The sequence below is a fragment of the Actinacidiphila sp. bgisy167 genome, from assembly GCF_057707665.1.
Genome location: NZ_JBYIQP010000052.1, coordinates 1 through 24,758 on the forward strand (window position 1 = coordinate 1; position 24,758 = coordinate 24,758).

Genomic DNA, 24,758 nt, shown 5'->3' on the forward strand with positions numbered 1-24,758 from the left:
TCGTCTTCTTCAGGCTCACGCTGGCGAGGCAACTGGTCGATGGCAAGCTCTCGCTCGACTTCTCTCATGGCGTCTGGGCTCGGGCAGAGAGCTCTGTGAGCGGGCGTGATCACTTCGTCTGGGGCCGGCTCGATGGCTCCGACCTTGACGGCGATGACGTCAGTGATGACGGTTGAAGACCTGGGGTGGACGCTCAGCAGGCGCCATCGGTAACGGCGCGGAACGTCCTTTGCTCTGACGTCGACGGTACTGAGATCAACCCAACGATCGTAGTTCGTAGGAGTACGCCGGACTTGCAGTCCGCATGCGCGACAGGTCGGCGGTTCGATCCACCGAGTGTCGTCCTGGTCCGGCTCTTCGAGAGGTGGAGCTGTAGCCCCCTCCGCTTCGGCGATCTCGTTCGCGTAGCGGTTCCAGCACGGCTCGCAGAGCACAGCCATCAGGTCAATACGCCCCCGCCTTAGCGCCAGATGGCTCGTGTCTCCGCATTGCTCACAGACATGCCGCTCAACGCCTGTAGACCCCATATGTCGGATTGTGAGCGAACTTGCTCATCCCGCAGTAGAGCGAGAACCCGCCTTTATAGACCCCCATTGAGCGAGTCGCGTGAGGCTGACGTGCCCGAAGCTACGCGCCGAACTCGTATTCGAGGATGTAGGCGGCAGAGTCCAGGGTCATCTCGTTGACCTCGACCGGGCGACCCCCGTCGGCGAAAGCCGTGCGGCAGATCAGGATGACGGGCATGCCCATCGACAGCCCGAGTCGGGCTGCCTCGTCTTGCGATGGCATCCGGGAGCGGATCTCCTCGCGGAAGTGCACGGGCTTGGAGCCGAGTTCGGCAAGGCGGGCGTAGGTTCCCCCGGGGCCGGTGTCTTCTTGGGTGATGGCTGACCCAGCCACGAGGTTCGCCGGCAGGTATGAGGTCGACAGGAGGACAGGCTTCCCGTCGAGTACGAAGCGGCGGCTGCGGACGCACACCGCATCCCCGGCGGGTACGTCGAGCACGCCGGCGATGTGTTCAGGGGCGGGTGCCTCGGTCACGGAGACCTGATCCACCACCAAGTTGCGGTCCGCGATGTCGGCCGACCAGATCGAGCGGCCTGATCCCCACTGCTCTTGCGCCAGTCGCTGAATGCCGCGGCGTCGCAGTGGCCGAAAGTCGCGTACGAAGACGCCTGCTCCCTTCCGGGACTCGGCGATGCCTTCGTTCTGCAGGACGCTCAGGGCCTGCCGTGCCGTCATGCGGGCTACGCCGTGGACGGTCATGAGCTCGTTTTCGCCTGGCAGGCGGTCACCAGGGCCGTACTCACCTGCCCGGATGGCGTCCTTCAGCGTGTCGGCGATCCGCTGGTACTTGGGGCGGCGGTCGGTGCCCTCGGTGGTCATGAGCGATCCCTCCTTCCTCTCTAGACAGCTTAGCGGCTAGGCGGTCAGGCGCCCCCTGCGAGATGAATCCAGCCAACATGTATAGAGAGGTTGACGTGTATAGAGATGTTGGCTTCACTGGAGACATCTCTAGACAGGTTGCTCGTCCGGAGCAGCCTCACGAGCAGGGAGACGCTTCATGCCGTCCTTCAAGATCGACGTTTCGACCGCGGTGACGTTCGTTGCGACCGCGCCTACCCCGAAGCTGGTGAACAAGCAGACCGGTGAGGTGGCGATCGACCGGGAGACCGGCGCGCAGATGATGACCATCGGTCTGCTGATCTCGGACGAGGGTGAGGGCAACCTGTACCAGGTGGCCGTGCCGGCGACCGGGGTGGACGAGACGCTGACGCCGGGCACGTTGGTGTCGGTGATCGGGCTGCGGGCCCGTGACTGGGAGAACACGTTCAACGGCCAGACCCGGCACGGGATCTCGTTCCGCGCAGTGGCTGTCACGGCGGTGGCCTGAGCCATGGTGGATCTGGCGACGCTGATCGAGATCGGCACCCCCCTGGCGGGTGCTGCTGGTGGCCTGGGCTACGCGAAGGTGAAGGCGCCGGGCGTGTACTGGTCGCTGGTGGGTCTGCCGGTCACGATGGGCCGGTTCCACTTCACCTATGCCTCCACGATGGACGTGTGCGGCCTGACGGTGGCCCCGTCCCGGCTGCGGGCGTTCATGGTCCGCAACGTCGCGCGCCGTGAGGTCCAGCCGGTCCCGCCGAAGATCCGCCGGGTCGCGGGGTCCGCCACCGGCTTACGCGTCCGCCTCCGGCTCCCCGCCGGCCTGGAACCCGATGACGTCGCCGCGGCCTCCAACAGGCTCAGGCACGCCTGGGGTGTCCACGCCGTGCACGTGGCGGAGATCAAGCCCGGCGTGGTGGAGCTGCGCATGACCGGCTACGACGTCCTGCGCACCGTGCGGATGCCGCGCCGCCTGCCGTCCGGCCCGATGGTGGTGCCCGTGGCGCTGCGGGAGGACGGGACCGCGTTCGTCCGCGACTACAGGGAGATCCCGCACGCCCTCACCTTGGGGGCGAATCAGTCGGGCAAGTCGATGTATCAGCGCAACCTGATCAAGCAACTCGCCAAACTGCCGGTGGCGCTGGTGGGGATCGACTGCAAGCGCGGGGTGGAACAGACCCCGTATGCGCCGCGCCTGTCGGCCCTGGCCACCGACCCGGACCAAGCCGCCGGCCTGCTGGACGCCTTGGTGGGGGAGATGGAGGCCCGCTTCGACCTGCTCAAGGAGTACCAGGGCACCGCGTTGTCCACACCGGATGAGGAGATCACGTCCGACATCTGGGGACTGCCGAAGAAGGTGCGGCCGGTCCCGATCGTCGTCCTCGTGGACGAGGTCGCTGAGCTGTTCTTGACGGCGACGAAGAAGGACGAGGAACGCCGGGACCGGATGGTGACCCAGTTGATCCGGCTCGCGCAGATGGCCCGCGCGGTCGGCATCTACCTGGAGATCTGCGGCCAGCGCTTCGGGGCCGAACTCGGCAAGGGCGCCACCATGCTCCGGGCCCAGCTCACCGGCCGTGTGGTCCACCGGGTCAACGACAAGCAGACCGCCGAAATGGGCCTCGGGGACATCTCACCCGAAGCCATGCACGCCGCAACCGCCATCGCCGCCGACCGCCCCGGGGTCGCGGTCGCGGGTGATGCCTCCGGTGGCTGGACCCACATCCGCACCCCGCTCACCTCGATCACCGACACCGCCGCGGTCTGCCGCGCGCACGCCGACCTGGTTCCCGACCTTCCCGCCCTGGCCCCGTTCCGGCCGCTGGTGCCGGTCGCCGACGAACCGTCCAAGGACACGGCTCCGCTGACCCGGCCCCGACCGGTCACCGAGTAACCCCGCACCCCCGCCCCACGGTCGGCGCGACCGCTTCGCGTCAGGTCCCTACTCCGCCCATCCCTGAAGGAGGTGATCCCCGTGGCCCGCTCCAACAGGTTCGACCCGGTGCTCATCCAGGCTGTGATCGCCGGTGCGCTGTCCTTCGCCCACCTGCACGACATCGCCGAAGCCGCCGGCCAGCACGACTGGAAAGCCTGGGCCTACCCCATCTCCGTCGACCTGCTGCTGGTCGCCGCCTGGCGCCGCATGCGCACCCTACGAGCCGCCGACCTCCCGGCCCGCGCCGCTTGGACCTGGTTCGTGATCGCCCTGGCCGCGTCCCTGGGCGCCAACGTCGCCACCGCCGGACTCCTCGACATGAACGCCGTCCCAACCTGGCTGCGCATCCTCGTCGCCGGATGGCCCGCCCTGGCCTTCCTCGGCGGCACCCTCCTCGCCCACACCCCCACCGCGGCACCCGAACCGGATGTTGAGCCGATTCCGGTACCCCAAGCGGCCCCGGTTTCCGAGCCGTCCGAGCACGTCACGGTCGAACGCGCCCCCGAGCACGCGCCCGAACTTCCCCCGTCTGCTGCGCCCGCTCCTGTATCGGCTCCGGTGTCGTCGCCGTCCGTGCCGCCTGCGCTCTTGGCACACGCCCGGAAGGTCGCCGACACCCACCACGCCACCACCGGCACGCCGATCGACGCCGCGACCCTACGCACCCGCCTCGGCGTCCCGCCGGCCCTGGCCGACGTCCTCGCCACCCAACTCACCTGAGAAGGAGGACACCGCAATGCGACCGCACATCCGCGCCGCCCTGGAACGCTCCGCCGAACTCACCCGGAACAACCGCCTCGTCGACGGCATGCGCATGGGCGAAGCCGCGATCAACCAGGCCACCGACGACGAACACCCCGAGATCCGGCAATGGCTCACCGACCACGCCGACGACTTCACCCGGCGGGAGGACTGACCATGCCGCGCCCGAACCGCTTCTTCAACGTGATCCGCATCGGCCCCGTCAAAGTCGGCACCTACCACGACGGCCGCGGACACACCCGCCACACCGCCGCCTGCACCGCCCCGGCTGCGGCTTCTCCACCGACTACCGCGACCGCTCCGGCGCCGAACTCGCCGCCCGCACCCACCGCTGCCAGCCCTAACCGGCGAAAGGAGACGACTCATCGTGCGCCACCCCGACGCGCAACTGAGGGCCAACCACCGCCCCTCCGAGCTGATCCCGCCCGGCGTCCACCCCGGACAGGCCGTGGTCATACAGGCCGCGCCACCCTCCTACGCCGGGAAGATCCTGCTCACCCTCGCGGCCAGTGCCGGCACCGCCCTGGTGATCGTGGTCCTGGCCCTCGCCTTCCAGACGATCGCCGCCGCAGCAGCCGCGGCCATCCCCACCGTGGGCGGGGCAAGCGTCACGCTCCGCCTCGCACGCAAGCGCTAACGGGCCCCCGGGGCGGCACTCAGCCACCAAGCATCGACCGCCCCGGACGCCCTGCTCCCTTCCAGACCCAACGGACCCGAAAGGACTGCCACATCATGCCCCAGCACGCCTCGAACCGGCCGGTCTGCCGCGACTGTGACGGCTTCCCCATCGTCGCCATCACCACCGGCACCCGCCTCCCGGACGGCACCCGCGCCACCCTCCGCGTCGCCTGCCCCGCCTGCCACGGCACCGGCCACACCACCCCCGCAGGCCTCCTGGCCCGGACCGGGAGGTGAGCGACTTGATCCACACCGCCGCCGCGGCGGGCCTGGACCCGGCCACCCTGCGCGATCTGCTGCGGGTGGCCGGGTCGGACGGCTTCGACCGCTGGCAAGACCAGATCCGCCGCACCGGCGGCTGCGCCGACCCCATCCACCTGACCGGCTACACCAAGACCCTCGACCGGGCCACCGGCACCGTCCTCCACACCTACTCCACCGACACCGAACCCGGCGGACGGCTCCGCGTCGCCTGCGGCAACCGCCGAGCTTCACGGTGCCCAGCCTGCGCCTGGACCTACGCCGGCGACACCTACCACCTCATCCGCGCCGGCCTCGTCGGCGACCCGGCCAAGGGCACCCCCGAGTCGGTTCGGGTGCACCCGAAGGTGTTCGCCACCCTCACCGCCCCGTCCTTCGGCTCCGTCCACAACCGCCCCGGCACCGCGGCCTGCCGCTGCGGCGTCCGCCACCTCGAGGACGACCAGGCGTTGGGCACGCCGCTCGATCCCGAGTCGTACGACTACGCGGGTGCGGTGCTGTGGAACAACCACGCCTCCGACCTGTGGCGCTACTTCACCATCTACCTCCGCCGCGAGATCGCCGCCCGCGCCGGCCTCACCCAGAAAGCCGCCCGCGGACAGTGCCGCGTCTCCTTCGGCAAGGTCGCCGAATACCAACGCCGCGGCGCCGTCCACTTCCACGCCGTCGTCCGCTTCGACGGCCCGGACGGACCCGACTCCCCGCCCCCACCGTGGGCGACCCTCGACCTGCTCACCGACGCCATTGGTGCCGCCGCCCACCGTGTGGCCGTGGCTGTCCCGGATGCCGGCGACTACCCGGCCCGCACGCTGGGTTGGGGCACTCAGCTCGACGTCCAGCCCATCCGGTCCGCCGACGCCACTACGGACGGGGAACTGACCGAACAGGCCGTCGCCTCCTACGTGGCCAAGTACGCCACCAAAGCCGCCGAAACGACCGGCACCGTCGACCGCCGCGTCGGCAACCGCGAAGCCCTCGAACTCCTCAGCGTCCCCCCGCACCCGCGCCGGCTCATCGAAGCCTGCTTCGACCTCCACAAGCTTTACCCCGACCGCAAGCTCCTCGACTGGGCCCACATGCTCGGCTTCCGCGGCCACTTCTCCACCAAATCCCGCCGCTACAGCACCACCCTCGGCGCCCTACGCCGGGTCCGCGCCGACTACCGCGCCACCCAACAACGCCACGCCCTCGGCCTACCCGACCCCGACGACTCCCCAGAGGCCACCACCCTCGTCCTCGCCCACTGGGCCTACGCCGGCCACGGCCACACCCCCGGCGAATCCGTCCTCGCCGCCACCATCCATCGCGACATCCAGACCAACCGCGAAACCGCCCGCGAAGCCCTGCAAGACCTCCGCGCCACGGAAGGAGACCTGTTGTGAGCGACGTTCTGCTGACCGTTGAGCAAGCCGCCGAACGCCTCGGTACGACCGCCCGCTTCCCTCGTCGGCTGATCGCCGAACGCCGCATTGCCTTCGTGAAAGTGGGCCGCCACGTGCGCATTCCGGCGGGTGCCCTGGCGGCCTACATCGAGAGCAACACTGTGCAGCCCCTTCGCCGGGTTCGCGCTCGTCAGGGGAGGGCCGCCTGATGGCCAACAGGAAGGGAAGGCGCCGTAGCTTCGGCGCGGTTCGAAAGCTGCCGTCGGGTCGCTATCAGGCGCGCTATCCGGGCCCGGACGGCGTCATGCGGCCTGCCCCTGACACCTTCGAGACGACGCGGGAAGCGGACGACTGGCTCGCGGAGAAGCAGACTGAGATCCGCCGTGGCGACTGGCGAGACCCGGACACGGGGGCGGTCAACTTCGGGGAGTACGCGTTCCGCTGGGTGAAGGAGCGTCGCCTCTCTCCGACCACCGATGAGCTGTACCGGCGTCTGCTCCGCCTGCACATCCTGCCCACCCTCGGGGACCTGGACCTCGATGAGATCACCGCCCCGCGCGTCCGGAGCTGGCGGTCCGAACGGCTCGACGTCACGGGGGCGGAAACCACGATCGCCAAGAGCTACCGGCTGCTCAAGGCCGTGATGGAGACCGCTGTAGAGGACGAACTGATCCGGCGGAACCCCTGCCGTATTCGGGGCGCCGGCAAGGAGTCCGCGGCTGAACGGCCCGTCGCCACCGTCGACCAGGTCGACGCGCTCGCTCAGGCACTCGGCCCGCGCTGGCGGTTGACGGTCTACCTCGCCGCCTACGGACCGCTCCGCCCGGAGGAGCAGGCGGAGCTCCGCCGCCGGGACGTCGACCTCGACACCCTGACGGTCCGGGTCCGGCAGGCCGCTCCCGAGCTGACGACCGGCAAGCGTGCCGCGGGACCCACCAAGTCCGAAGCGGGCAGGCGGCTTGTGGTCCTGCCGGCCTTCGTGCGTATCGAGCTGCGGCGGCATCTCGACTGGTACGCCGAGAAGGGCGCCGACGGGCTGCTGTTCGTAGGGGAGAAGGGCAAGCCGTTCCGCCGGTCCACGTTCGGGCGAAAGTGGCGGAAGGCCCGTACGACTGTCGGGCTGCCGGAGAGCTTTCGTTTCTACGATCTTCGTCACACCGGGCACACCCTGACGACACGCTCCGGCGCGACGCTCAAGGACACGATGGTGCGTGCGGGCCAGTCGACGGAGCGGGCCGCGCTGATCTATCAGCATTCGGATCTGGAGCGGTAGAGGGAGGTCGCGGCCGGCCTGGATCGCCTGGTCCGCGAGCGGCGTGCGGCGGCAGATGACATGGCATCTGGCACGGATCTGGCACGAGACGCTTGATCCGGTCTAGACAACAAAGAAGCCCCGGGCGGCTCGCCTGGGGCTTTCTGCTGGAGCGGGTGACGGGAATCGAACCCGCGCTCTGAGCTTGGGAATCAACGGCGCTCCGGAGTGTCGCAGCTCTCTGACCAGGGATTACTTGGGTCCATGAGTTGTACAGGAGCCGGTCTGGATTGACCGCTTCTGCCCCTGGTGTACCGCCCTGAAGGGCTGGCATGGGGCTGGCCGTCAGAGGGCGATAGCGGGGACAGCGGGTGGCGCGAGCCGGTACGACGGGGGACTTCCGTCCACAACCAGAGCGCTTGACGGCGACCGTCCACGAACCCCGGGGGTTGACAACCCGAACTGCAACCCTCTGGTGCACCCTCCTACCGCATGGGGCACGTGGGCGAGGGGCACTTGCTACCCGCAGCGAGCAGTCGGATCGCCAGCACCGAGCCGTCCCGGCGGATCGACACGGGGCCGCCCCAGGAATTGTCCCAGTCGACGCGGGCCAGATCTGACCTCCGGTTGTGCACGTCGGCTCGGTACTGCTCGACGTCGCCCTTCACCAGGTGTGCGAAAAGATCTTCCGCTACTCCCGAGAACGCCTCGACACGGGTTCTGTTCAGCCGGAAGACATGGTCGGTGCCGACGAACGGTCCACCCATGAGCTCGTGGTGAGCGTCGTGCACGCTGCCGACCGCCGCATCCGCGAACCCGCTGAAGCGCTCATTCCCCTGTCGTTTGGTGAGGTACTCAGCGGTGGTGTTGCCGTCGCCGGCGAAGGCGCTGAGTCCGGCGGCGGCAGTGCGGGCGACCACTTGCTGGAACCACCGGTAGTGCCCCTGTTGGACGTGGTAGCCCAGTTCAAGCTCCGAGGTCTTGGCGCCTTCGGCCGGAGGCTGGATACCCGGGAAGATGTTCTGTTCCTGAACCTGTTGGTTGAGGCCGGTGCCGGGAGCGGCCGTCGTGTTCCGGAGCCAACCCCCGGTCCCGGGTGCCTCCAGAGTATGGACCGTGAGCGGTCCGTCGACGGGGATCTCGGTGCTGAAGATCAGAGCGGGGGTCTCGTTCCACGCGCCGATGTGCACGGCTTCCACGTGAGCGGATGCTGATGCCAACTGCTCATGTGAGGTACTGGCGTTGCTGTGGTTGCCTTTGCAGGCGATCGGTATCACCCGGGACGTTTCCCCGGGCTTCCATACTTCGGCGAAGAATTGCGGGCGGTAGCGATAGCCAGAACGGTGGCCCTTGTCTCTGCTGGTGAGTGCCCAGCCCGCGCGCAGAGCGGTGTCCGCGGGAATGATGGAGACGGAGTGCTCCGGGTAGCGACGTCGGAGAAACCGCTCGGCGAGTATGAGACCGAAGCCGATGCCGAGCTCGTTCGACTGGAGGGCTTTGTAGTACTCCGCCGTCTCCTTGCCCTCGGTGGATAGGGCCAGGAACGAACCGACCTTGCCGGTCAGGGCTTGGTTGTACTTCAGGCAACCCCAGTGCTCGGCGAGGCCGCGTCCGGCGCCCTTGCGGGAAAGGGCCATGGAGCTACCGAGGACATGCAGCAGCTCCCAGGGTGTCAAATGGACCTGGCGTGCCAGATCGCTCTCCGGGATCGACGCGAGGACGGGTTTGCGACGGAGCTTCTCCGTCTCGCCCTTCTTCTGATTCTTGCCTTCTTGTTCCTTCTTCTGCTCTCGCGTCTCGTCGTCGGCTTTGGCGGCGGCATCTACGCGGCCCACCAGTGGGACGCCCGAATCGATTGAGATGTTGGATGGTTGGACCAGATCGCTCAGAACCTGCTCGGCCGACTTCAACCGGTTCCCCCTGACTGACACGAAATGGCAGACAGGGCTGAAGGTATGTGACGAACAGGCCGGGTCCGTAGGGCGCATCCGGGGCGCAGACGAGCATTCCGGTACTGGGGTTGCTCCGGGTGTGCATGGGGATCGGAGGAGGCCGCTGAGGCAACGGGCGGGAGAGGTTCGACTGAACCCTGACGAGGCACGCCCGAGGTCTCGTCCAAGAGAGGCCACGCAACTTGCCGCCGCTTCTTCAGCGCTCCTCGTCGTCCCCGCGCCGCCGGAGCGCTCGCTCGGCGATCCCGCTGGAGAGTTTGTCCGTTGCCGATTTGGCCCGGCCGAGAGTTCCGCTGCCGAGGCGCCGGGCAGCATCAACCCTTTCGGCACCCTTTTCGAGTACTTTATCCTTCACTTCCTCGGCCGCGTCCACCCATCGTCTCGCCTCCCATGACTGTCGCCCGCGCTCGATACCGAGCCGCCCGTGGAAGTCGACGACGCTGCTCTCGACGTGGTTGCTCGATGCCACCACATCCCTGGACGCGGTCGGGTGCAGTAGCACCTTCGCGTTGGCCGTGCCAGCAGCCGCGCTCAAGCGGGCCAGCAGACGCTCGGTACTCCGTGAGATGAGTTCCAACCGCCTCTTTCGGGCAACCCGAAGTCCAAGGCGATGCCTGTCGAGCTCGTCCGGAGCGGCGTCCAGCACCCGTTCGAGTTCGAGTACGGCGATCGCGTCCTGCAGTTGGAAGCAGCGAGCCAGAACGGCGAGCCACTCCTGGGTCGTGGACTCGGCTTCCTTGGACGCCTTGGCGAGATCACCGACCTTGGCCTTGCGCTCTATCTTCTCCGCAATGGCGTCAAGGCGGCGTAACGCGTAAGCCTGGGTACGCGTGATCGTCATCGATGTGGTCTGCACCTTGGACCAGGTGATCTCGGAGACGCGGCCCACCTGCTCTCGGATGGACATGGCCTCCTCGATCACGAGATCCACTCCGATCATGTCCGCCACCACGGCATCCGTCTGAGCCCTGAGCACGTCGTCGACCTTCTCGTCGATCCTCGCGAGATAGTCGGCGATTTCGTCCATCGTCTGCTGCATCGCGAGCTGTGCCATGATTCCCGCGGCGCCGGCGAGTAGTGCCGGGTTGGTCAGGATGGATCCGGGGGTCCTCGCGAATTCGACGAATCCCTTGATCTGCCCTTTGTTGCCCTTCAACACACCTGTGCTGAGACCCGACTTGGAGCTCTCCCTCAGCCCGTACTGGCTGACGCGCTGCGCGGACTCCTTGGTCAGCTTCACCCAGCGAGCGGAGTTGGCGGCCATTCCGGAACCTGCCTGTGCGACTTCAGCCGCGTTGCCGAGCGCGGGTCCGAGCCGTCGCAGTCCGAGGTCCTTCGAGGGCAGTCGCTCCGTCGCGAGGAAGCGATCGACCGCCGACTGGTTTCCCATTACGGTGAGGCCATCGCCGTCACTGATCAGCTGAACCTCGTCGTCCATGATCGGCTCCTTTATGTGTCGCAATCAACGTGAGGTTGGTCGGGGCGGGACGCAGATGGTGGCGCCGGTGCTTGGGCAGTTCGATGTCTGAAGATCGACGCTCGATGGAGTGCGAGTCCTACTGGGTCGGCCCGCGACGGCGCTGCTCCGAGGCCGGGCAATGCCACGTGACAGCGCCGAGCGGGCCAGTACTCATTCCCCGGTGGTGCCGTCCTGGGACCACTCGTTGGCGAAGTGCTCCATCTGCTTCAGGACCAGGTTGATGGCCTCGACTTCCTGGTCTGGCGGGTAGCCCCGGCGGGCGAGGAGTCGTTTGATGGCGCTGCGGAGGCGGGCGCGGACCGGTTCCCGGGCGATCCAGTCGGGTTTGAGCTTGCTGCGGACCTCGGCGACCAGTTCGCGTGCGATGCCTGCCAGCACCTCGTCGCCCATCAGCGAGCGTGCCGTGCCGTGGTCGGCCACCGCGTCGTAGAAGGCGAGCTCGCGCCAGTCCAGAGGTGGCTCGAACTTCTCGCCGCGGCGGGCGTCTTCCACGACCTCCTTGGCCATCTCGACGAGCTTGGCGATGAGCTCGGCGCTCGTGTACTGCTGCCGCATGTACCGCACCATGAGGTCCTGCAGCCGCTCGGAGAACGTGGTACGCCGAACGACGTTATGCCGCGTCACCTCCCGCATCTTCTTCTCGATGAGCCGACGCAGTGCCTCCGCCGCCAGGTGCGGTGTCTCGCTGTTCTGCAACTGGGCGACGAGGGCGTCGTTGAGGTGCGTGAGCTCGGCTGTCTCCAGGCCGGCCTCGGCGAACAGGTCCGTCACGCCGTCGGTCTCGACGATGGACGACGTCAGCTGCGCCAGATACAGCTCGATCTCGCGGCTCTGGCCCACGGGCAGCCCACGGGCTTCGCGGTCCATTGCGTCGAGCTTCGCCATATAGGCGCGAGCCTCGATGAAGAACTGGATGTCCCGTCGCCAGGCAGGATGGTCGGGGAACCTTTCGTGGATGGTCTGGGAGCTCGCGGACAGCGCGTAGAAGCGCTCCAGGCGGTTGGCGTGGTCGCGGAAGCGGCGGCCGAGCGTCTGGCGCGGGTCGTCGAGCTTCTCCGGGTCGTTGCCCGCTGTCTGCGGGTCACGGAGGTAGCTGGCTGTCTTCCTCGCCGCGTCGATGAACGCCGTCTTGGTCGGCTGAGCAAGCCTCGACTGCCAGTCGACGGGGCGCAGCATGTCGGTGAGGATGTCGTACTCGTTGCGCAGGTGGTCCAGTGCCCGGTCGAGGTCCTGGCCGAGAGTGCGGTCCTGCTGGTCGGCGTCGGTGTACTCGGCGATCGCTCGCTGGAGGTTCTCGGTGAGGGGCGCGTAGCCGACGAGGAGGCCGTCCTCTTTTTCGCGGAAGCGGCGGTTGACGCGGGCCAGGGCTTGCATCAGGTTGGCGCCCTTGAGCGGCCGGTCCAGGTACATCGTGTGGATCGGCGGGGCGTCAAAGCCGGTGAGGAGCATGTTGTTGACGATGAGCAGTTCCAGCGCGTCGTCGGGGTCCTTGGCGCGGTTGATCACCGCCTTGCGCCTGCTGTCGCTCAGTACGTGGGCGAGCAGGTGCGGCTCGTCCTTGCGGGAGTTAGTCGAGAAGACGATCTTCATGGCGCCCTTGTCGACCTCTTCGCTGTGCCACTCGGGCCGCAGCTCTCGAAGCGCGTTGTAGACACTGACGCAGATCTCGCGGGTCGCGCAGACGATCATCGCCTTGCCGGCCGAGCCGCCCGACTCGGAGACGCCGACGAAGCGCTTCATCCGTTCGCGCCGTGCCTCCCAATGCTCCACCAGGTCTTGGGCGAGGTCCCGTATGCGGGCGGGCGCACCATACATCGCGTTCATGGTGGTGACGGCCTGCTCGACGCGGCGGCGCTCGGTGTCGTCGAGGCCGTCGGTGATGCGGTCGGCCTCTTCGTCGATCTTCGTCGGGTCGACATCGTCGTCCAGGACGAGTTGGATGGTCCGGCCTTCGTGGTAGACCTTCACGGTCGCGCCGTCGTCAGCCGCCCGCTTGAGGTCGTACACGTCGATGTAGTCGCCGAAGACCTCGCGGGTGTTGCGGTCCGCCTCGGAGATCGGGGTGCCGGTGAAGGCGAGGAGCGTGGCGTGCGGCAGTGCGTCGCGCAGGTGGCGGGCGTAGCCGTCGAGGGAGTCGTAGTGGCTGCGGTGCGCCTCGTCCACGACGACCACGATGTTGCGGCGGTCCGAGAGCAGCGGATGGTCGGCGCCGGACTCCTTCTCCTCCTTGGTCTTACCGAACTTCTGGAGGGTGGTGAAGAGGATGCCCCCGACGCGCTTGGCGGCAAGCTCTTCGCGTAGTTCGGCGCGGGTGAGGATCTGCTTCGGCGCCTCCGGGAGGATCTCGCTCTCCTGGAACGTCGAGTAGAGCTGATCGTCGAGGTCGGTGCGGTCCGTGATCACGACGACAGTCGGGTTCAGCAGCGCCGGGTTACGCATCACCATCGTGGTGGTGAGGACCATCTCCTCCGACTTGCCGGAGCCCTGCGTGTGCCAGACGACGCCGGCCTTCCCGTCGCTCGCGGCGGCCTCCCGCACGGCTTCGGAGGCTCGGGTCACCGCGTGGTACTGGTGCGGTTTCGCGATGCGCTTCATCCGCTTCGACGGGACGAAGTTGATGAACGACTGGAGCAGGGAGAGGAACCGGGGCTGCGTGAACAGGCCATGCAGCGCCAGGTTCTGACCCGAGTCCCATATCCCGTCGGCGTCGAGCGGGTCGACCCTGGCCCCGAACTCGTCCGTGTTCCACGGCGCGAAGTGCTCGTACGGGGTGAAGGGGGTGCCGTATTTCGCCGCGATGCCGTCGGACAGTAAGACGACGGCGTTGTAGCGGAAGGCGGTCGGAAACTCCTCGACGTAGCGCGCCACCTGGGAGTGCGCGTCCTGCAGGGTGGCGTCCTCGTCCCCGGCGCGCTTCAGCTCCAGGACTGCGAGAGGCAGGCCGTTGACGTAGAGGACGATGTCGAAGCGGCGGTTCTTCTCGCCGTCGATGACGGTGACCTGGTTGAGGGCGCGGTACGTGTTCGCGTCCGGGTTCGCCAGGTCGACGAGGCGGACTGTGGGGTTGTGCTCGGCTCCGAAAGCGTCGGTGTAGGTGACGGAGCGGATGCCGGCCGTCAGGTACGCGTGCGCGGTGCGGTTCTCTTCGTACGTGTCCTGAGAGGCTGGGGACGCCGCGACGGCGACGGCGTCGCGGACGGCGTCCGGGGGCAGCTCGGGGTTCAGCCGCTCGACGGCCTCGCGGAGGTCGGGGTAGAGGATCAGGTCGTCCCACGACTTGCGGTGCCCGGAGCCGGGCGCGAACTTGTTGCCGGGTCCGTGCTGCCAGGCGAGCTCGGCAAGCTCGTCGAGGGCGAGCTGCTCCCAGTCGGACTCGAAGGGGCGGTGGTGCTCGTTGCCGTCGTCGGGGTGCGTCATACGTGGTCCTCGACAATCTTCTCGGCGTCTTTGACGCGGAGTCGGCCGGACATGAGCTGGGGGAGGAGGGTGTCGCGGAGGGCAGTGAGGTTCCGGGACTCACCCTGGAGCGACTTCATGTGGGCGAACGCCACCGCAGCTTCCTTGCCGAAGGCCACTACGGCATCGCTGTCCGGTTGATTCACGAAGTAATTCGCTGCATCAGCAGCGCTCACGCGCTGACGTCCGGACGTTCCGACCATGTTGCGAATTGCGTGCTCACGGAACCGACTATCACGTGCCAGGAAATAACTCAGTTCCAAGGGCATTCCGGCAATGGATCGAATGACAATAAACTCAGTGGATCCGAGGCCAATCTCACCCTCTTGCATGAAATCGACGTACCCGGTTTTTCCGTTCTCTAGGCACGGCGTGATACGTGCCAAGAGTGTGTCACCGTTCGTGAATCGGGGGCCGGACTTGGGTGCTCGGTGGGTCCAAGAGGGAATGCTGGCACGGTTGGTCTGCAGCGCCGCCATGTCGACATAGACGGGTTCGTCGGCGGTGGGCTTGGTGAGCTTGCGATTGAAGGAGACGAGGTCGGTGACAGGGACCGCGATGGCGTCATCTGGTTCGTCAGACAGGCCAAGTTGTGTGTACTTGCACTGAAGCAGCTCCTCATAGGTAGCCGCGATGCGCTCGTTGACGGCGATCTTGTCATCCAGCGCCCCGAGTACAGTCGCGATTGCACGCTGCTCGCCTGGATGGGGCAGGTGGATCGGAATCTGCGTGATGTAATTCCGATTGAGCATTGGTTGGGCAGCGCCGGAGTTATATCCAGAGAAATCGATCTGGTCGAGTAGATAATATGCGAAGCGTGGATCATTGCCCATGAAGTCGGTGACGTACAGAGACGTATTCAGAGGCCAGAAATCCACATCGCAATATGTGGCGTGGCCCATCGAAGCGCCAGCGCGCCCGACCACGACTCCCGGCGCTTTAGCTATGGCTGTGTCATGCACACCGCTTGGCCCTGCCGCTCCAACTACGGGTACCTTTCCCAAGCGGCGTTGTCCCGTGGGGAGATCGTGCCCTCGCTGCAACCTGACCAACTGATCCAGAGTAGTTGCGCGCCATTCAGACATCGATCCTCCCCAGCTGCTCCCGCACCGCCTTCTTCAGCCCCGCTGACTGCCTACTCACCGCTCCCCCTCCAGTTCCTCCGCCGCCGTCGAAAGCTCGTTCAACGCGTCCCATTTGCCCTCCGCTTGTGCCAGCTCTCGCATCTCCCGCTCTGCCTCCTCATCCGCCCGCAGCACCTCCAGAGCGCGCCGCTGGACGTCGAATGCCTCGTAGCGCTCGGCGGACGCCGCGGCGGCTGCCGCGTGGGTGGCCCTGCCCGGTCCGGGGAGGACCGGCAGGTCGTTCATCTCGATGAACCGGGCCGTCGCGGTGCCCCATTCCGCCATGGTGATCTGCTGCCGCCGTCGGGCGCGGAGTTCCGCAAAGTCGAGGAATTGTGTCGTCAGCAGGTTCAACGTGCCGATCTCCTCAGATGTGAGGTAGTTCTTCGCGACACTGACGTCCACCTTGCGGACCCGGCTGCCCTTCCAGGAGGTTAGGCCCATGTTGGGCTGTGCCGGGTCGCAGCGGGCGAGGATCAGCTCTGCGGCGGTCTGGCGCGTCGCCGCGTAGAGCAGCTTGTTCTGGATCGTGGCGTAGAATGTCCGGGCCGTTTCGCTGTCGGGTCGGTAGTCCGCGCTGGTCGCCGCGAAGACGTCCCGCACCTTCTGGTAGAACCGCTTCTCCGAGGCACGGATCTCGCGGATCCGTTCCAGTAGCTCGTCGAAGTAGTCGAAGCCCTCGGAACCGGGGTTCTTCAGGCGCTCGTCGTTGAGAGCGAACCCCTTGACCAAATACTCACGCAGCGTGGTTGTCGCCCACTGGCGGAACTGAATGCCGCGCGGGGACCGCACGCGGTACCCCACTGCGAGGATCATGTCGAGGTTGTAGACGAGTACGTCGCGCCGAACCTGACGCGAACCCTCCTGGCGAACCATTTCCGTAGAGGAAATAGTTGCCTCCGTGAGTTCTCCGTCTTCCAGGATCTGACCGATCCGCTTGTTGATGTTGGGGATGCCCGTGTCGAACAGCTCGGCCATCTCGGCCTGCGTCAGCCACACCGTGTCGCCGGCGGCACGCATCTGGATCTGGCTGCGGCCGTCCTCCGTGCGGTAAAGAACCAGTTCCCCGGCGTTCCCGGAAGAGTACTCAGACATCGACCCTCCCCAACTGCTTCCGCACCGTCTTCTCCAGCTCCGCCGACCGCTCGAACAACCTGTACAGCTCTTCCGTCAGCGAGGCGATCCGCGTCGCCACCGCCTCCGCGTCCTCTTCCTCCGCCTCGACGGCCCCGACATACCGTCCCGGCGTCAGCACGTACCCGTGCTCCCGGACTGTGGCCAGGTCGGCAGAGAAGCAGAACCCTGGCTCGTTCGCATACGTCACCCCAGCCTCACGCGCCGAAGCGGTGCCCCGCCATGCGTGATACGTGCCCGCGATCCTCGCGAGGTCAGCGTCCGTCAGCACGCGCTCCGTGCGGTCGACCATCTCGCCCATGTTCCGGGCGTCGATGAACAAAATCTCGCCACGCCGGTCGTCCAGCCGCCGGGCGCCCTGCGGGGTCTTGTCCTTGGCGAGGAACCACAAGCAGGCCGGGATCTGCGTCGTCCGGAACAGCTGCGACGGCATCGCGACCATGCACGCCACCAGGTCCGCCTCGACCAGTGCCTGCCGGATCTCGCCCTCACCGCTCGACTGGGAGCTCATGGAGCCATTAGCCAGGACGACGCCGGCCGTGCCCCGCTCGCCCAGCTTGGAGATCATGTGCTGGAGCCAGGCGTAGTTGGCGTTGTTCCTCGGCGGCACCCCGTACTTCCACCTCGGGTCGCCCTCGTCCCTCGCCCAGTCCTTGATGTTGAACGGGGGGTTTGCCATGACGAAGTCGGCCTTGAGGTCCGGGTGCTTGTCCTCGGCGAACGTGTCGCCCCAGCGCGGAGCGAGGTTGCCGTCGATGCCGTGGATCGCGAGGTTCATCTTGCCCAGGCGCCAGGTGCGTTCGTTGAGCTCTTGGCCGTAGACCGAGAGGTCGGCCTTGTGGCCGCGGCCCCGGTGGGCCTCGATGAACTTGGCGGCTTGGACGAACATGCCGCCCGAGCCGCATGCCGGGTCGTAGACGCGTCCCTCGTACGGTTCCAGGACTTCCACGATGAGCCGGACGACGCTAGCGGGCGTGTAGAACTCACCGCCCCGCTTGCCTTCCGCCCGTGCGAAGTTGCCGAGGAAGTACTCGTACACCTCGCCCAGCACGTCCTGCGCGGGCTTGTCCTCGCTGCCGCCGAAGCGGGCGTCGCTGATCAGGTCGACGAGTTCGCCGAGGCGCTTCTGGTCGACGTTGTCGCGGTTGAAGATCTTCGGGAGTACGCCGGTCAGCGCAGCGTTCTCGCGCATGATCGCGTCCATGGCGTCGTCCAGCAGCTTGCCGACGCCCTGACTCTTGCCGTTCGCGGCGATCCACGACCAGCGGGCGGTCTCCGGCACCCAGAAGACGTGCGCGCCGGTGTATTCGTCGCGGTCCTCCAGGAAGTCGTCGAGGCGGTCCTCGGCGATGCCGTCCTCGGTGAGCTCCTTCGCCAGCTCGGCGCGGCGCTCCTCGAAAGCGTCGGAGACGTACTTCAGGAAGATCAGGCCGAGGACGAACTCCTTGTACTGCGCGGCGTCGATGGAGCCGCGGAGCTTGTCCGCGGCCTTCCAGAGGATGGCCTGGATCTCCTTGGCGCTGGAGGCGCTGAACAGCTCCGCCTGGTCGGCGGGCTTCTTCTGGCCGGGAATCATGGGGTGGTGCGTCTCCTTCAGGCGCCGGTGCGGGCGTCAATCTCGGTGCTGGTGTCGGCTTCGGGAAGGTGTTGGAAGGTGAGGGTTCCGTCGGCGACGCCGGCGGCCGTGATCCGGGCCAGGTCGTCGAGGGCGGCGGTCTGTTCGCGCAGGAGTGCGGCGCGGGTTTCGATCTCGGCGAGCACGGCGTCGTACCGCTCGGCATCGGCGCGGCTCAGGTCGGGTATGGCGAGGTCCTCGATGCTGCGGGAGGCCCGGACCGCGCCGCTGGTGCGCCCTTGATCGGCGGATGCGGCATGCAGCAGCGCTGCCAGTACGCGGGGCAGGACCGGAGGATCGGCGTCGGGGCGGACGCGCAGGATCCGGGCGGGCGCGGCGACGACGGACATGCCCTCCGCATCGACGTGAACGCCGAAGCGCGGGCTGGCGGTGACGACGATGTCGCCGGGCTCGGTGAACTGGGCGTGTTCGTACGCCGTGAGCAGTACACCGCGGTCGATGCGACGGTCGCCGAAGCGTGTGGTGCCGAGGATTTCCTCCGGGGCGAGCACGGGGTAGTGGCCGTGGATGGTGAGGTGTTCGGGGGCGATCCGATGGCCGGGGCGGCGGCGTAGGCGGCGCTCGTCGAGGAGCCTGCGGACCGTGGTGTGCCGTACCGGCTGTTCCTCCGGGCGCAGTATGGCTTGGATGCGCAGGGCTGCCCGCAGGTCTGCCTGGTGGCGGGCATGTTCACGGAGGTCCGTCAGGCGTTGTTCCAGTTCGCTGATGCGGGCCGGGCGTTCGAGGACGGTTCGGGTGTAGCGGGCCTCGGGTGGGCGCTGGTGCGGGGTGAAGGCGGCGCCGGGCCGGTCGTCGAGTTCCTTCACGGGAACGATGACCGCGTGGCGGGGCTGGTGCCGGGAATCCCTGCGCCAGCCGGAGGCGCGCCAGATGGCGATGTCTTCGGTGAGCGTGTCGAGGACCGGTTCGGTGAGGGGCTGCGCCGAGAAGTCGGAGAGGTGTACGAGACCTGTGCGCTGTGCATCCGGCGTGCGGGCCAGCACCCAGACCGCCGTGCGGTAGCCGGGGCGGTAGGGATAGGCGCCTTCGGGGAGGCTGATCGCGGCCTTGAGTAAACCGCTGCGGAGGAAGGAACGGCGCAGGCGGTCGGCGTCACCGTGCCGGGGGAGCGGGCGGACCAAGACGTCGGCGGGACCGAGGACGATGGCGGACGAGCCGGAGTCGAGGTAGTCGGTGAGGCTTTGCACCCGCTCCAGGACGGATCGCGCGCTGCGGGTCTCCCCGGCCTCGTACGGTAGGGCGCAGACGAGGAGATTCGGATATCCCCAGTCGTCGGCCGTGAGGTCCTCGCCGTGCGTGACGTCGAGCTGAAACTCGTTCACTCCACGTACCAGCATCCGGCGCCGGATGAGTCGTACGCGGGTGGCGTCGTGGTCGGTGGCGAGGTAGGTGTGGCCGGAGTCCTCCCGCGCTCCAGTGTGCAGGGCGGCGAGGAGATCACCGGACTGGGCATACGGGGTGGCGACGACGGATTCCTCGCCGAGGACGTCGACGCCGGACAGGGCCGCGAGGGCGCGGATCACCGCGGGTGTGGGTTCGTCGGCGGCCAGGTCGTGGGAGCCGAGTCTGCGGCGGGCTTCCAGCGTCCAGTCGAACGCCTCGGCAGGGGTGTAGGCGGCCTCGGTGAGCTCGTCGGCCAGCGCGGCCAGCGCGCTCCCGTTCCGCTCAGGATCGGGTACGGTCCGAAGCTCGGACAGCAGGAATGTGTCGTCGGAGTCGAGGCGGGTGGCCTTGCCGAGAACTTCGTCCCAGCCGTGCCCCGAGACTTCGGTGTCGAGCTGTTGACGCAGGCAGATGAGCGCCGTCAGGGCACCCACCAGTGTTGATGCGGGAAGTTCGGGTGTCCGCCAGGCCGCCAGGGTGTGCAGGGCCAACTCCGCCCGCAGACGGCGTGGTTCAGCGTTGCCCCGGCCCGTTGCCGTGAGCCACTCCACGACATCCCGGGCGTCGAACACCGCGCGGCCGTCCTCAACAGTGAGCGGCGCGGGGAAGTCCGGGTGCCGGCGGCTCCACGTCGTGGGGACGGGCCGCCGCACCTGTGCGAGGGCCGCGATTTCGGCGTAGGTGATACGCCAGGCACGTGCCCCGGGCAGGATGGGACGAGTCACGCTCCGCTCTGTGCTCATCGGTGATCGGTCCCCCTTCCTCCACTGGCGAGCCGCTGCTCGTACCCGGCCGGAGCAGGCTGCTCCCGGACGGGTGGCAGAACTGTACAGCTGTGATGCCTCTCAGGATCCGCTCGGTGTGATAACCGGGGTTATCGCCTCCCGCTTCTCTCTGTGAGGGTGCCGTCGGGCACCTTTGGCACCCGCTTGCCGTACCGGCGTACCACGCGACGGTCCCGAGGCCAGCCCGTCGATGTGGGCCGCGTCGGAAGCAGGCGGTGCCGCGGATGCCGTGTCCGCGGCCCAAGGGGAGGGAACCTCGATGACCGCCAACAACCCTCAGCAGCCGCAGCAGCCCGGATGGGGTGGGCAGCAGCCCGGCTTTCCGCAGCAGCCCGTGCCTCCGCAGTTCACTCCGCAGTTCGCGGATCCGGGGAAGAAGAGGTCCAAGGCCAAACTGGGATGCCTCGGGTGCGGCGGTGTCCTGGCCGCCGTGATCGTCATCGGCGCCATCGCTGCTGTGGCGGGCTCCGGTTCCGGTGGCTCGGTCTCCGACAGCGCTTCCTCCAGCAGCGCTTCCTCCGGCAGCGCCCCGGCGACCACCTCGTCCTCTGCGTCGGCGAACCCCGGCAAAGCCGCCCCGCCCCGGCTGTCCACGGTTGACGCGTTCAAGGCGTACGCGAAGGCGCACGAGTCCGCGAAGACACGCGAAGCCGCCGCACACGTCACGAAGATCCAGGGTGCCGACGTGAACAACGACATTCTGGACTCGGCCGATATCTACACCAACTACACCGGTGGACTGACCAGCGCGGACACCGGCAGCGCCAAACTCCTCGCCTCCGCGTTCGCGGACTTCCAGTCCAGCCGGGGAAAGGCCAGCAAGAACGGCCTGGTCACCGTGTACGGCGCCGACGGAGACATCCTCGGCAACGGGAACTACTGACCCCCTGCCCGCCCCGTCCCGGTGCCGCGCCACCTAACGAACTGCATGGCGCCGGGACAGGGTGGGAAGGGCCTTCGGGCCGACGCTCAAGTGGGCGCCGCCCCCTACGTCGAGCGATGATCCGCTGCTGCTCCGGGCCGGCGCACCGCACGCTGCCCGACGCCATCCTGCGGGTCACGCAAAGAAGCAATCATTTCTCTTCTGATGGTTGATAACCAGGGTTATCAACTTGCGAGCAGGTCAAGGCACTTCACTCGCTCTACCTTCCGTGGTGTCGGCGAAACAGGCACGGGAGCCATCAACTCCCCGACCGAGCCGGTGTCCCATCCGTTCGCACCCAGCCGGAATCCCGGGAGGCACCTCATGACCGAATCCGAAAACGAACAGCCCCAGCAGGACGCCCAGCACGACCACCGTCCTGGTCGGCCGGTTGCCGACGGCCAGGCTCTGTCTCTCGCCGAGACGGTGGCGGCCCGCCTGGCTGAAGCAAAGCTCGGCGAATCCGTGAAGACGCTCCTCAAGGAGGCGCTGGGCGACGCCGAGCCGTCCGGGGCGCCTTCGGTCCGCCGTGTCTACCTCGACTCGGTCGCTGTCACCGGATTCCGCGGGATCGGGCCCAAGGCTTGGCTGACACTCAATCCTCGCCCTGGCGTGACGCTCGTGGTCGGCCGCAACGGTTCCGGCAAGTCCAGCATCGCCGAAGGTGTGGAGTCGGCGTTCACGGGCACGAACATGCGCTGGCAGGGACAGGACGCGACGCGGAGCAGCAACTGGCGCAACCTGCATGACGGCGCCAAGCCGGTGATCGAGGTCAAGCTCGCCGTCGAGGGGGACACGGGCAGAAGCACCCTGACCCGCGCCTGGAAGTCCGAGGGCTTCGCCGACTCCGAGGGGGAGTTCAGGCGGCCCGGCCACGGCTGCGTTCCCGCTGATCGTGCCCCTTGGCTGCAGGCCCTGACGGACTACCGGCCGTTCCTGTCGTACGCCGATCTCGACCGCATGCTCAGCGGAAAGCCGTCGCAGATGTACGACGCGATCGCTTCGATCCTGGGCCTGGGCCACTTGAGCGCCGCCGACAACCGCCTCCAGAAGGAGGAGAAGGAACTGGGCGACGCGGCCAAGGCCGTGAAGAGCCAGCTGCCTGAGATCAAGCAGGCGCTCTACGCCCTGGAGGACGACGACCGCGCCGTTCAGGCTCTGCTTGCCGTCGACGAGGCAACGTACGACTTCGAGACGCTCGACGGGCTGGTGGCCGGCCTGCCGACCACCGATGAGGGCCTCATCGCCGAACTGCGCGCTGCCGTAGACATGCGGGGACCCGACATGACGCAGGTCCATCCCGCGGTCGAACGGCTGCGCCTCGCGCTCGCCGAGAGCGAGGACGTCCGCGCCACCGGCGCCGAGGACGCCCTCCAGCGCGCCGACCTCCTGACCAAGGCGCTGGACCACGCCACCCGTCACCCCGACGAGGAGTTCTGCCCGGTGTGCGGATCCGGAGGGGTCCTCGACGACGCCTGGGCGGAGAGTGCCACCGCCCAGATCGCCGTACTGCGGGACGAGGCGCAGGCCGCTGAGGACGCTCGCCGAGAACTTCGGTCAGCGGTACGGGAGGTGCACAACCTGATCGAGAAGCCCCAGCGGATTCCCGCCGCCCTCGCCGACCCGTGGAGCGCGTGGCTCGCCTGCCGGACCGTCAGTGACCCGGCTGAGCTCGCCCGCCGGGCCGGTGAGACTGCCGCGACCCTGGCCGACGCGTGCGCCTCGGTGAAGGAGTACTCGGCGAAGGAACTGGAGCAGCGCGACGAGCGGTGGCGCCGGCTCGTCTCCGACCTCGCGAGCTGGACCAAGGCGGCGCGCGCCACGGAAGGGAGCAAGGAGCGTCTGGCCGACATCAAGAAGGCCCGTAGCTGGATCAAGAAGCTCTCCACCGAGCTGCGGGAACGGCGTATGGAAGGCTTCGCCGAGCAGTCACAGAGGATCTGGGAACGGCTCCGCCAGGAGAGCAGCATCGACCTGAAGTCCGTGAACCTGCAGGGCAGTGAGAAGGCCGTGGTCCGCAAGCTCGTCATGGACGTCTCCGTAGACGGCAAGGAGGCGTCGGCGCTCAGCGTCATGAGCCAGGGCGAGCAGCACTCCCTCGCGCTGTCGCTGTTCCTGCCCCGCGCCACCACGGCGGACAGTCCGTTCGGGTTCGTCGTTATCGACGACCCCGTCCAGTCCATGGACCCCGCGAAGGTGCACGGACTCGCTCAGGTCCTGCACGACCTGGGCGAGCACCGGCAGGTCGTCGTGTTCACCCACGACACCAGGCTCCAGAGGGCGTTCGCGAGCCAGGAGCTGCCGGTCACGGTGTTCGAGGTGGAGCGTGACAAGCACTCCAAGGTGAAGGTCAAGCCGGTGACCGACCCGGTCAAGCAGGCGCTCAAGGATGCACGTGCCCTCGCCAGTACCAAGGACTTGCCCGTGACGGCACAGAGTCATGTGCTGCCGAGCCTGTGCCGTATCGCGTTGGAGAACGCCTTCGTCGAGGCCGCCTGGATCCGGCACTACCGCTCCGGCGGCTCGGAACAGGAGCTGCAGGCAGCCATCACCGACTCGGACAGGCTCTTGAAGGTCGCGGCCGTGGCGCTGCTCGGGCACGCCACGGAAACCGAGGATGACGTTTTCCGGGCCCTCGCGGTGCTCTGCGGACCGCGCGCCGAGGGATTCCTCAAGCAGTGCCAGCGTGGGGCGCACCCCGCCGGCGCGCGGATCACCGACCCTCACCGGTTCGTGGACGAGATCGAAGCCATCGTGGCGAAGGTGCGCAAGCCGGAGGTGACCGCGTGATGTCCGCTCCCGCCCCTACTTCGGTCGAAGAGCTCCTCCTCACAGCCGACCAGCTGCTCGAAGGGCGCAGCGGGGCAACACCTGCCGGCCGCCACCGGGGCGCGGCCGTCGCGCTGCGCACCGCCCTGGAGATCGCCGTTGACCGCACCCTCGACTCGGCCATGGCGGGACTCGCCCGCACCAAGAGCACGCGGGCCAAGATGCTCTGCCTGCGCTACTGCACCACGGAGGAGACCGCACGCCGGGCCAAGGCCCTCTGGTCCCACCTCTGTCTGGCATGCCACTACCACCAGTACGAGATCGGCCCCACTCGCGACCAGGTTCGCACCTGGCGGGCGGAGGTCGGCGAGCTGGCCGAGGAATTGACTCCCTGACGGCTTGTCACCAACTCGTCTCTGATAGTTCTTTCGCCGGGGAACGGGCATCTGCCCGGCGCAGC

20 protein-coding genes and 2 pseudogenes are annotated in these 24,758 nt (G+C 67.7%); 13 read left to right on the forward strand and 9 right to left on the reverse strand.

The window, feature by feature from the left end; all coding sequences use genetic code 11:
- Both AC3ET4_RS19785 and AC3ET4_RS19790 read right to left on the reverse strand, forming a co-directional pair.
- Positions 1-527: DUF6083 domain-containing protein (locus AC3ET4_RS19785; RefSeq protein ID WP_431951165.1), on the reverse strand; the 527-nt coding region annotated here is incomplete at its 3' end.
- A 100-nt stretch (positions 528-627) separates the two neighbouring features.
- On the reverse strand, positions 628-1,386 hold the full coding sequence (locus tag AC3ET4_RS19790; RefSeq protein WP_431951167.1) for a GntR family transcriptional regulator: 759 nt from the start codon (positions 1,384-1,386) through the stop codon (positions 628-630).
- A gap of 178 nt (positions 1,387-1,564) precedes the next feature.
- Between AC3ET4_RS19790 and AC3ET4_RS19795 the strand changes: the two genes are divergently transcribed.
- The 10 genes and pseudogenes from AC3ET4_RS19795 to AC3ET4_RS19840 all read left to right on the forward strand — a co-directional run bounded on the left by AC3ET4_RS19795 (position 1,565) and on the right by AC3ET4_RS19840 (position 7,774).
- Positions 1,565-1,894 carry an SCO3933 family regulatory protein gene (locus AC3ET4_RS19795; RefSeq protein ID WP_431951169.1) on the forward strand — a complete coding sequence of 110 codons (330 nt, stop codon included), beginning with the start codon at positions 1,565-1,567 and terminating at the stop codon, positions 1,892-1,894.
- A 3-nt stretch (positions 1,895-1,897) separates the two neighbouring features.
- Entirely contained in the window at positions 1,898-3,280 is a 1,383-nt protein-coding gene (locus AC3ET4_RS19800) for an FtsK/SpoIIIE domain-containing protein (RefSeq protein WP_431951171.1), read from the forward strand.
- Between the two features lie 81 nt (positions 3,281-3,361).
- Positions 3,362-4,042 (forward strand): DUF2637 domain-containing protein, encoded by a 681-nt coding sequence (locus AC3ET4_RS19805; protein WP_431951173.1) that lies wholly within the window; start codon positions 3,362-3,364, stop codon positions 4,040-4,042.
- Positions 4,043-4,058: 16 nt separating this feature from the next.
- The gene (locus AC3ET4_RS19810) at positions 4,059-4,238 is read left to right on the forward strand and encodes a hypothetical protein (RefSeq protein WP_431951175.1); all 180 of its coding nucleotides are present in this window, start codon (positions 4,059-4,061) and stop codon (positions 4,236-4,238) included.
- 2 nt (positions 4,239-4,240) lie between these two features.
- Positions 4,241-4,428: pseudogene (locus AC3ET4_RS19815) on the forward strand (mobile element transfer protein).
- Positions 4,429-4,451: 23 nt separating this feature from the next.
- A complete protein-coding gene (locus tag AC3ET4_RS19820; RefSeq protein ID WP_431951177.1) occupies positions 4,452-4,721 on the forward strand; it encodes a hypothetical protein in 270 nt (89 codons plus the stop codon).
- 95 nt (positions 4,722-4,816) lie between these two features.
- A complete protein-coding gene (locus AC3ET4_RS19825; protein ID WP_431951179.1) occupies positions 4,817-4,999 on the forward strand; it encodes a hypothetical protein in 183 nt (60 codons plus the stop codon).
- A 5-nt stretch (positions 5,000-5,004) separates the two neighbouring features.
- On the forward strand, positions 5,005-6,405 hold the full coding sequence (gene repSA, locus AC3ET4_RS19830; RefSeq protein ID WP_431951181.1) for a replication initiator protein RepSA: 1,401 nt from the start codon (positions 5,005-5,007) through the stop codon (positions 6,403-6,405).
- Positions 6,402-6,614, forward strand: coding sequence for an excisionase family DNA-binding protein (locus AC3ET4_RS19835; RefSeq protein WP_431951183.1), 213 nt, complete (start codon positions 6,402-6,404; stop codon positions 6,612-6,614). The genes repSA and AC3ET4_RS19835 overlap by 4 nt, the downstream gene beginning before the upstream one ends.
- A pseudogene (locus tag AC3ET4_RS19840) lies at positions 6,614-7,774 on the forward strand (tyrosine-type recombinase/integrase). Before AC3ET4_RS19835 ends, AC3ET4_RS19840 begins: the two are co-directional and overlap by 1 nt.
- Before the next feature lie 368 nt (positions 7,775-8,142).
- Here AC3ET4_RS19840 and AC3ET4_RS19845 read toward each other — a convergent pair.
- From AC3ET4_RS19845 to AC3ET4_RS19875, 7 genes are all read right to left on the reverse strand, one after another.
- The gene (locus AC3ET4_RS19845; RefSeq protein WP_431951185.1) at positions 8,143-9,567 is read right to left on the reverse strand and encodes a hypothetical protein; all 1,425 of its coding nucleotides are present in this window, start codon (positions 9,565-9,567) and stop codon (positions 8,143-8,145) included.
- Positions 9,568-9,805: 238 nt separating this feature from the next.
- Positions 9,806-11,047: a hypothetical protein gene (locus tag AC3ET4_RS19850; protein WP_431951187.1), complete on the reverse strand. Its 1,242-nt coding sequence runs from the start codon at positions 11,045-11,047 to the stop codon at positions 9,806-9,808.
- Between the two features lie 192 nt (positions 11,048-11,239).
- Positions 11,240-14,506, reverse strand: a complete 3,267-nt coding sequence (locus AC3ET4_RS19855; protein WP_431951189.1) for a type I restriction endonuclease subunit R — start codon at positions 14,504-14,506, stop codon at positions 11,240-11,242.
- A complete protein-coding gene (locus tag AC3ET4_RS19860) occupies positions 14,503-15,630 on the reverse strand; it encodes a restriction endonuclease subunit S (protein ID WP_431951191.1) in 1,128 nt (375 codons plus the stop codon). The genes AC3ET4_RS19855 and AC3ET4_RS19860 overlap by 4 nt, the downstream gene beginning before the upstream one ends.
- Before the next feature lie 54 nt (positions 15,631-15,684).
- On the reverse strand, positions 15,685-16,764 hold the full coding sequence (locus AC3ET4_RS19865; RefSeq protein ID WP_431951193.1) for a virulence RhuM family protein: 1,080 nt from the start codon (positions 16,762-16,764) through the stop codon (positions 15,685-15,687).
- Positions 16,757-18,379 carry a class I SAM-dependent DNA methyltransferase gene (locus tag AC3ET4_RS19870; RefSeq protein WP_431951195.1) on the reverse strand — a complete coding sequence of 541 codons (1,623 nt, stop codon included), beginning with the start codon at positions 18,377-18,379 and terminating at the stop codon, positions 16,757-16,759. The genes AC3ET4_RS19865 and AC3ET4_RS19870 overlap by 8 nt, the downstream gene beginning before the upstream one ends.
- 17 nt (positions 18,380-18,396) lie before the next feature.
- Complete coding sequence (locus tag AC3ET4_RS19875; RefSeq protein ID WP_431951197.1) at positions 18,397-20,547, reverse strand: hypothetical protein; 2,151 nt, start codon at positions 20,545-20,547, stop codon at positions 18,397-18,399.
- A 319-nt stretch (positions 20,548-20,866) separates the two neighbouring features.
- Here AC3ET4_RS19875 and AC3ET4_RS19880 point away from each other — a divergent pair, with 319 nt between their 5' ends.
- The 3 genes from AC3ET4_RS19880 to AC3ET4_RS19890 all read left to right on the forward strand — a co-directional run bounded on the left by AC3ET4_RS19880 (position 20,867) and on the right by AC3ET4_RS19890 (position 24,693).
- Entirely contained in the window at positions 20,867-21,490 is a 624-nt protein-coding gene (locus AC3ET4_RS19880) for a hypothetical protein (RefSeq protein WP_431951199.1), read from the forward strand.
- A gap of 363 nt (positions 21,491-21,853) precedes the next feature.
- The gene (locus AC3ET4_RS19885) at positions 21,854-24,319 is read left to right on the forward strand and encodes an AAA family ATPase (protein WP_431951201.1); all 2,466 of its coding nucleotides are present in this window, start codon (positions 21,854-21,856) and stop codon (positions 24,317-24,319) included.
- Positions 24,319-24,693, forward strand: a complete 375-nt coding sequence (locus AC3ET4_RS19890) for a hypothetical protein (RefSeq protein WP_431951203.1) — start codon at positions 24,319-24,321, stop codon at positions 24,691-24,693. Before AC3ET4_RS19885 ends, AC3ET4_RS19890 begins: the two co-directional genes overlap by 1 nt.
- Positions 24,694-24,758 lie beyond the last annotated feature (65 nt).

Coding starts and splice junctions, on each gene's coding strand:
- AC3ET4_RS19795 (WP_431951169.1), top strand. CDS start 1,565: ATGCCGTCCTTCAAGATCGACGTTTCGACCGCGGTGACGTTCGTTGCG.
- AC3ET4_RS19865 (WP_431951193.1), bottom strand. CDS start 16,764: ATGTCTGAGTACTCTTCCGGGAACGCCGGGGAACTGGTTCTTTACCGC.
- AC3ET4_RS19885 (WP_431951201.1), top strand. CDS start 21,854: ATGACCGAATCCGAAAACGAACAGCCCCAGCAGGACGCCCAGCACGAC.
- AC3ET4_RS19855 (WP_431951189.1), bottom strand. CDS start 14,506: ATGACGCACCCCGACGACGGCAACGAGCACCACCGCCCCTTCGAGTCC.
- AC3ET4_RS19825 (WP_431951179.1), top strand. CDS start 4,817: ATGCCCCAGCACGCCTCGAACCGGCCGGTCTGCCGCGACTGTGACGGC.
- AC3ET4_RS19880 (WP_431951199.1), top strand. CDS start 20,867: ATGACCGCCAACAACCCTCAGCAGCCGCAGCAGCCCGGATGGGGTGGG.
- AC3ET4_RS19860 (WP_431951191.1), bottom strand. CDS start 15,630: ATGTCTGAATGGCGCGCAACTACTCTGGATCAGTTGGTCAGGTTGCAG.
- AC3ET4_RS19810 (WP_431951175.1), top strand. CDS start 4,059: ATGCGACCGCACATCCGCGCCGCCCTGGAACGCTCCGCCGAACTCACC.
- AC3ET4_RS19870 (WP_431951195.1), bottom strand. CDS start 18,379: ATGATTCCCGGCCAGAAGAAGCCCGCCGACCAGGCGGAGCTGTTCAGC.
- AC3ET4_RS19800 (WP_431951171.1), top strand. CDS start 1,898: ATGGTGGATCTGGCGACGCTGATCGAGATCGGCACCCCCCTGGCGGGT.
- AC3ET4_RS19790 (WP_431951167.1), bottom strand. CDS start 1,386: ATGACCACCGAGGGCACCGACCGCCGCCCCAAGTACCAGCGGATCGCC.
- AC3ET4_RS19890 (WP_431951203.1), top strand. CDS start 24,319: ATGTCCGCTCCCGCCCCTACTTCGGTCGAAGAGCTCCTCCTCACAGCC.
- AC3ET4_RS19850 (WP_431951187.1), bottom strand. CDS start 11,047: ATGGACGACGAGGTTCAGCTGATCAGTGACGGCGATGGCCTCACCGTA.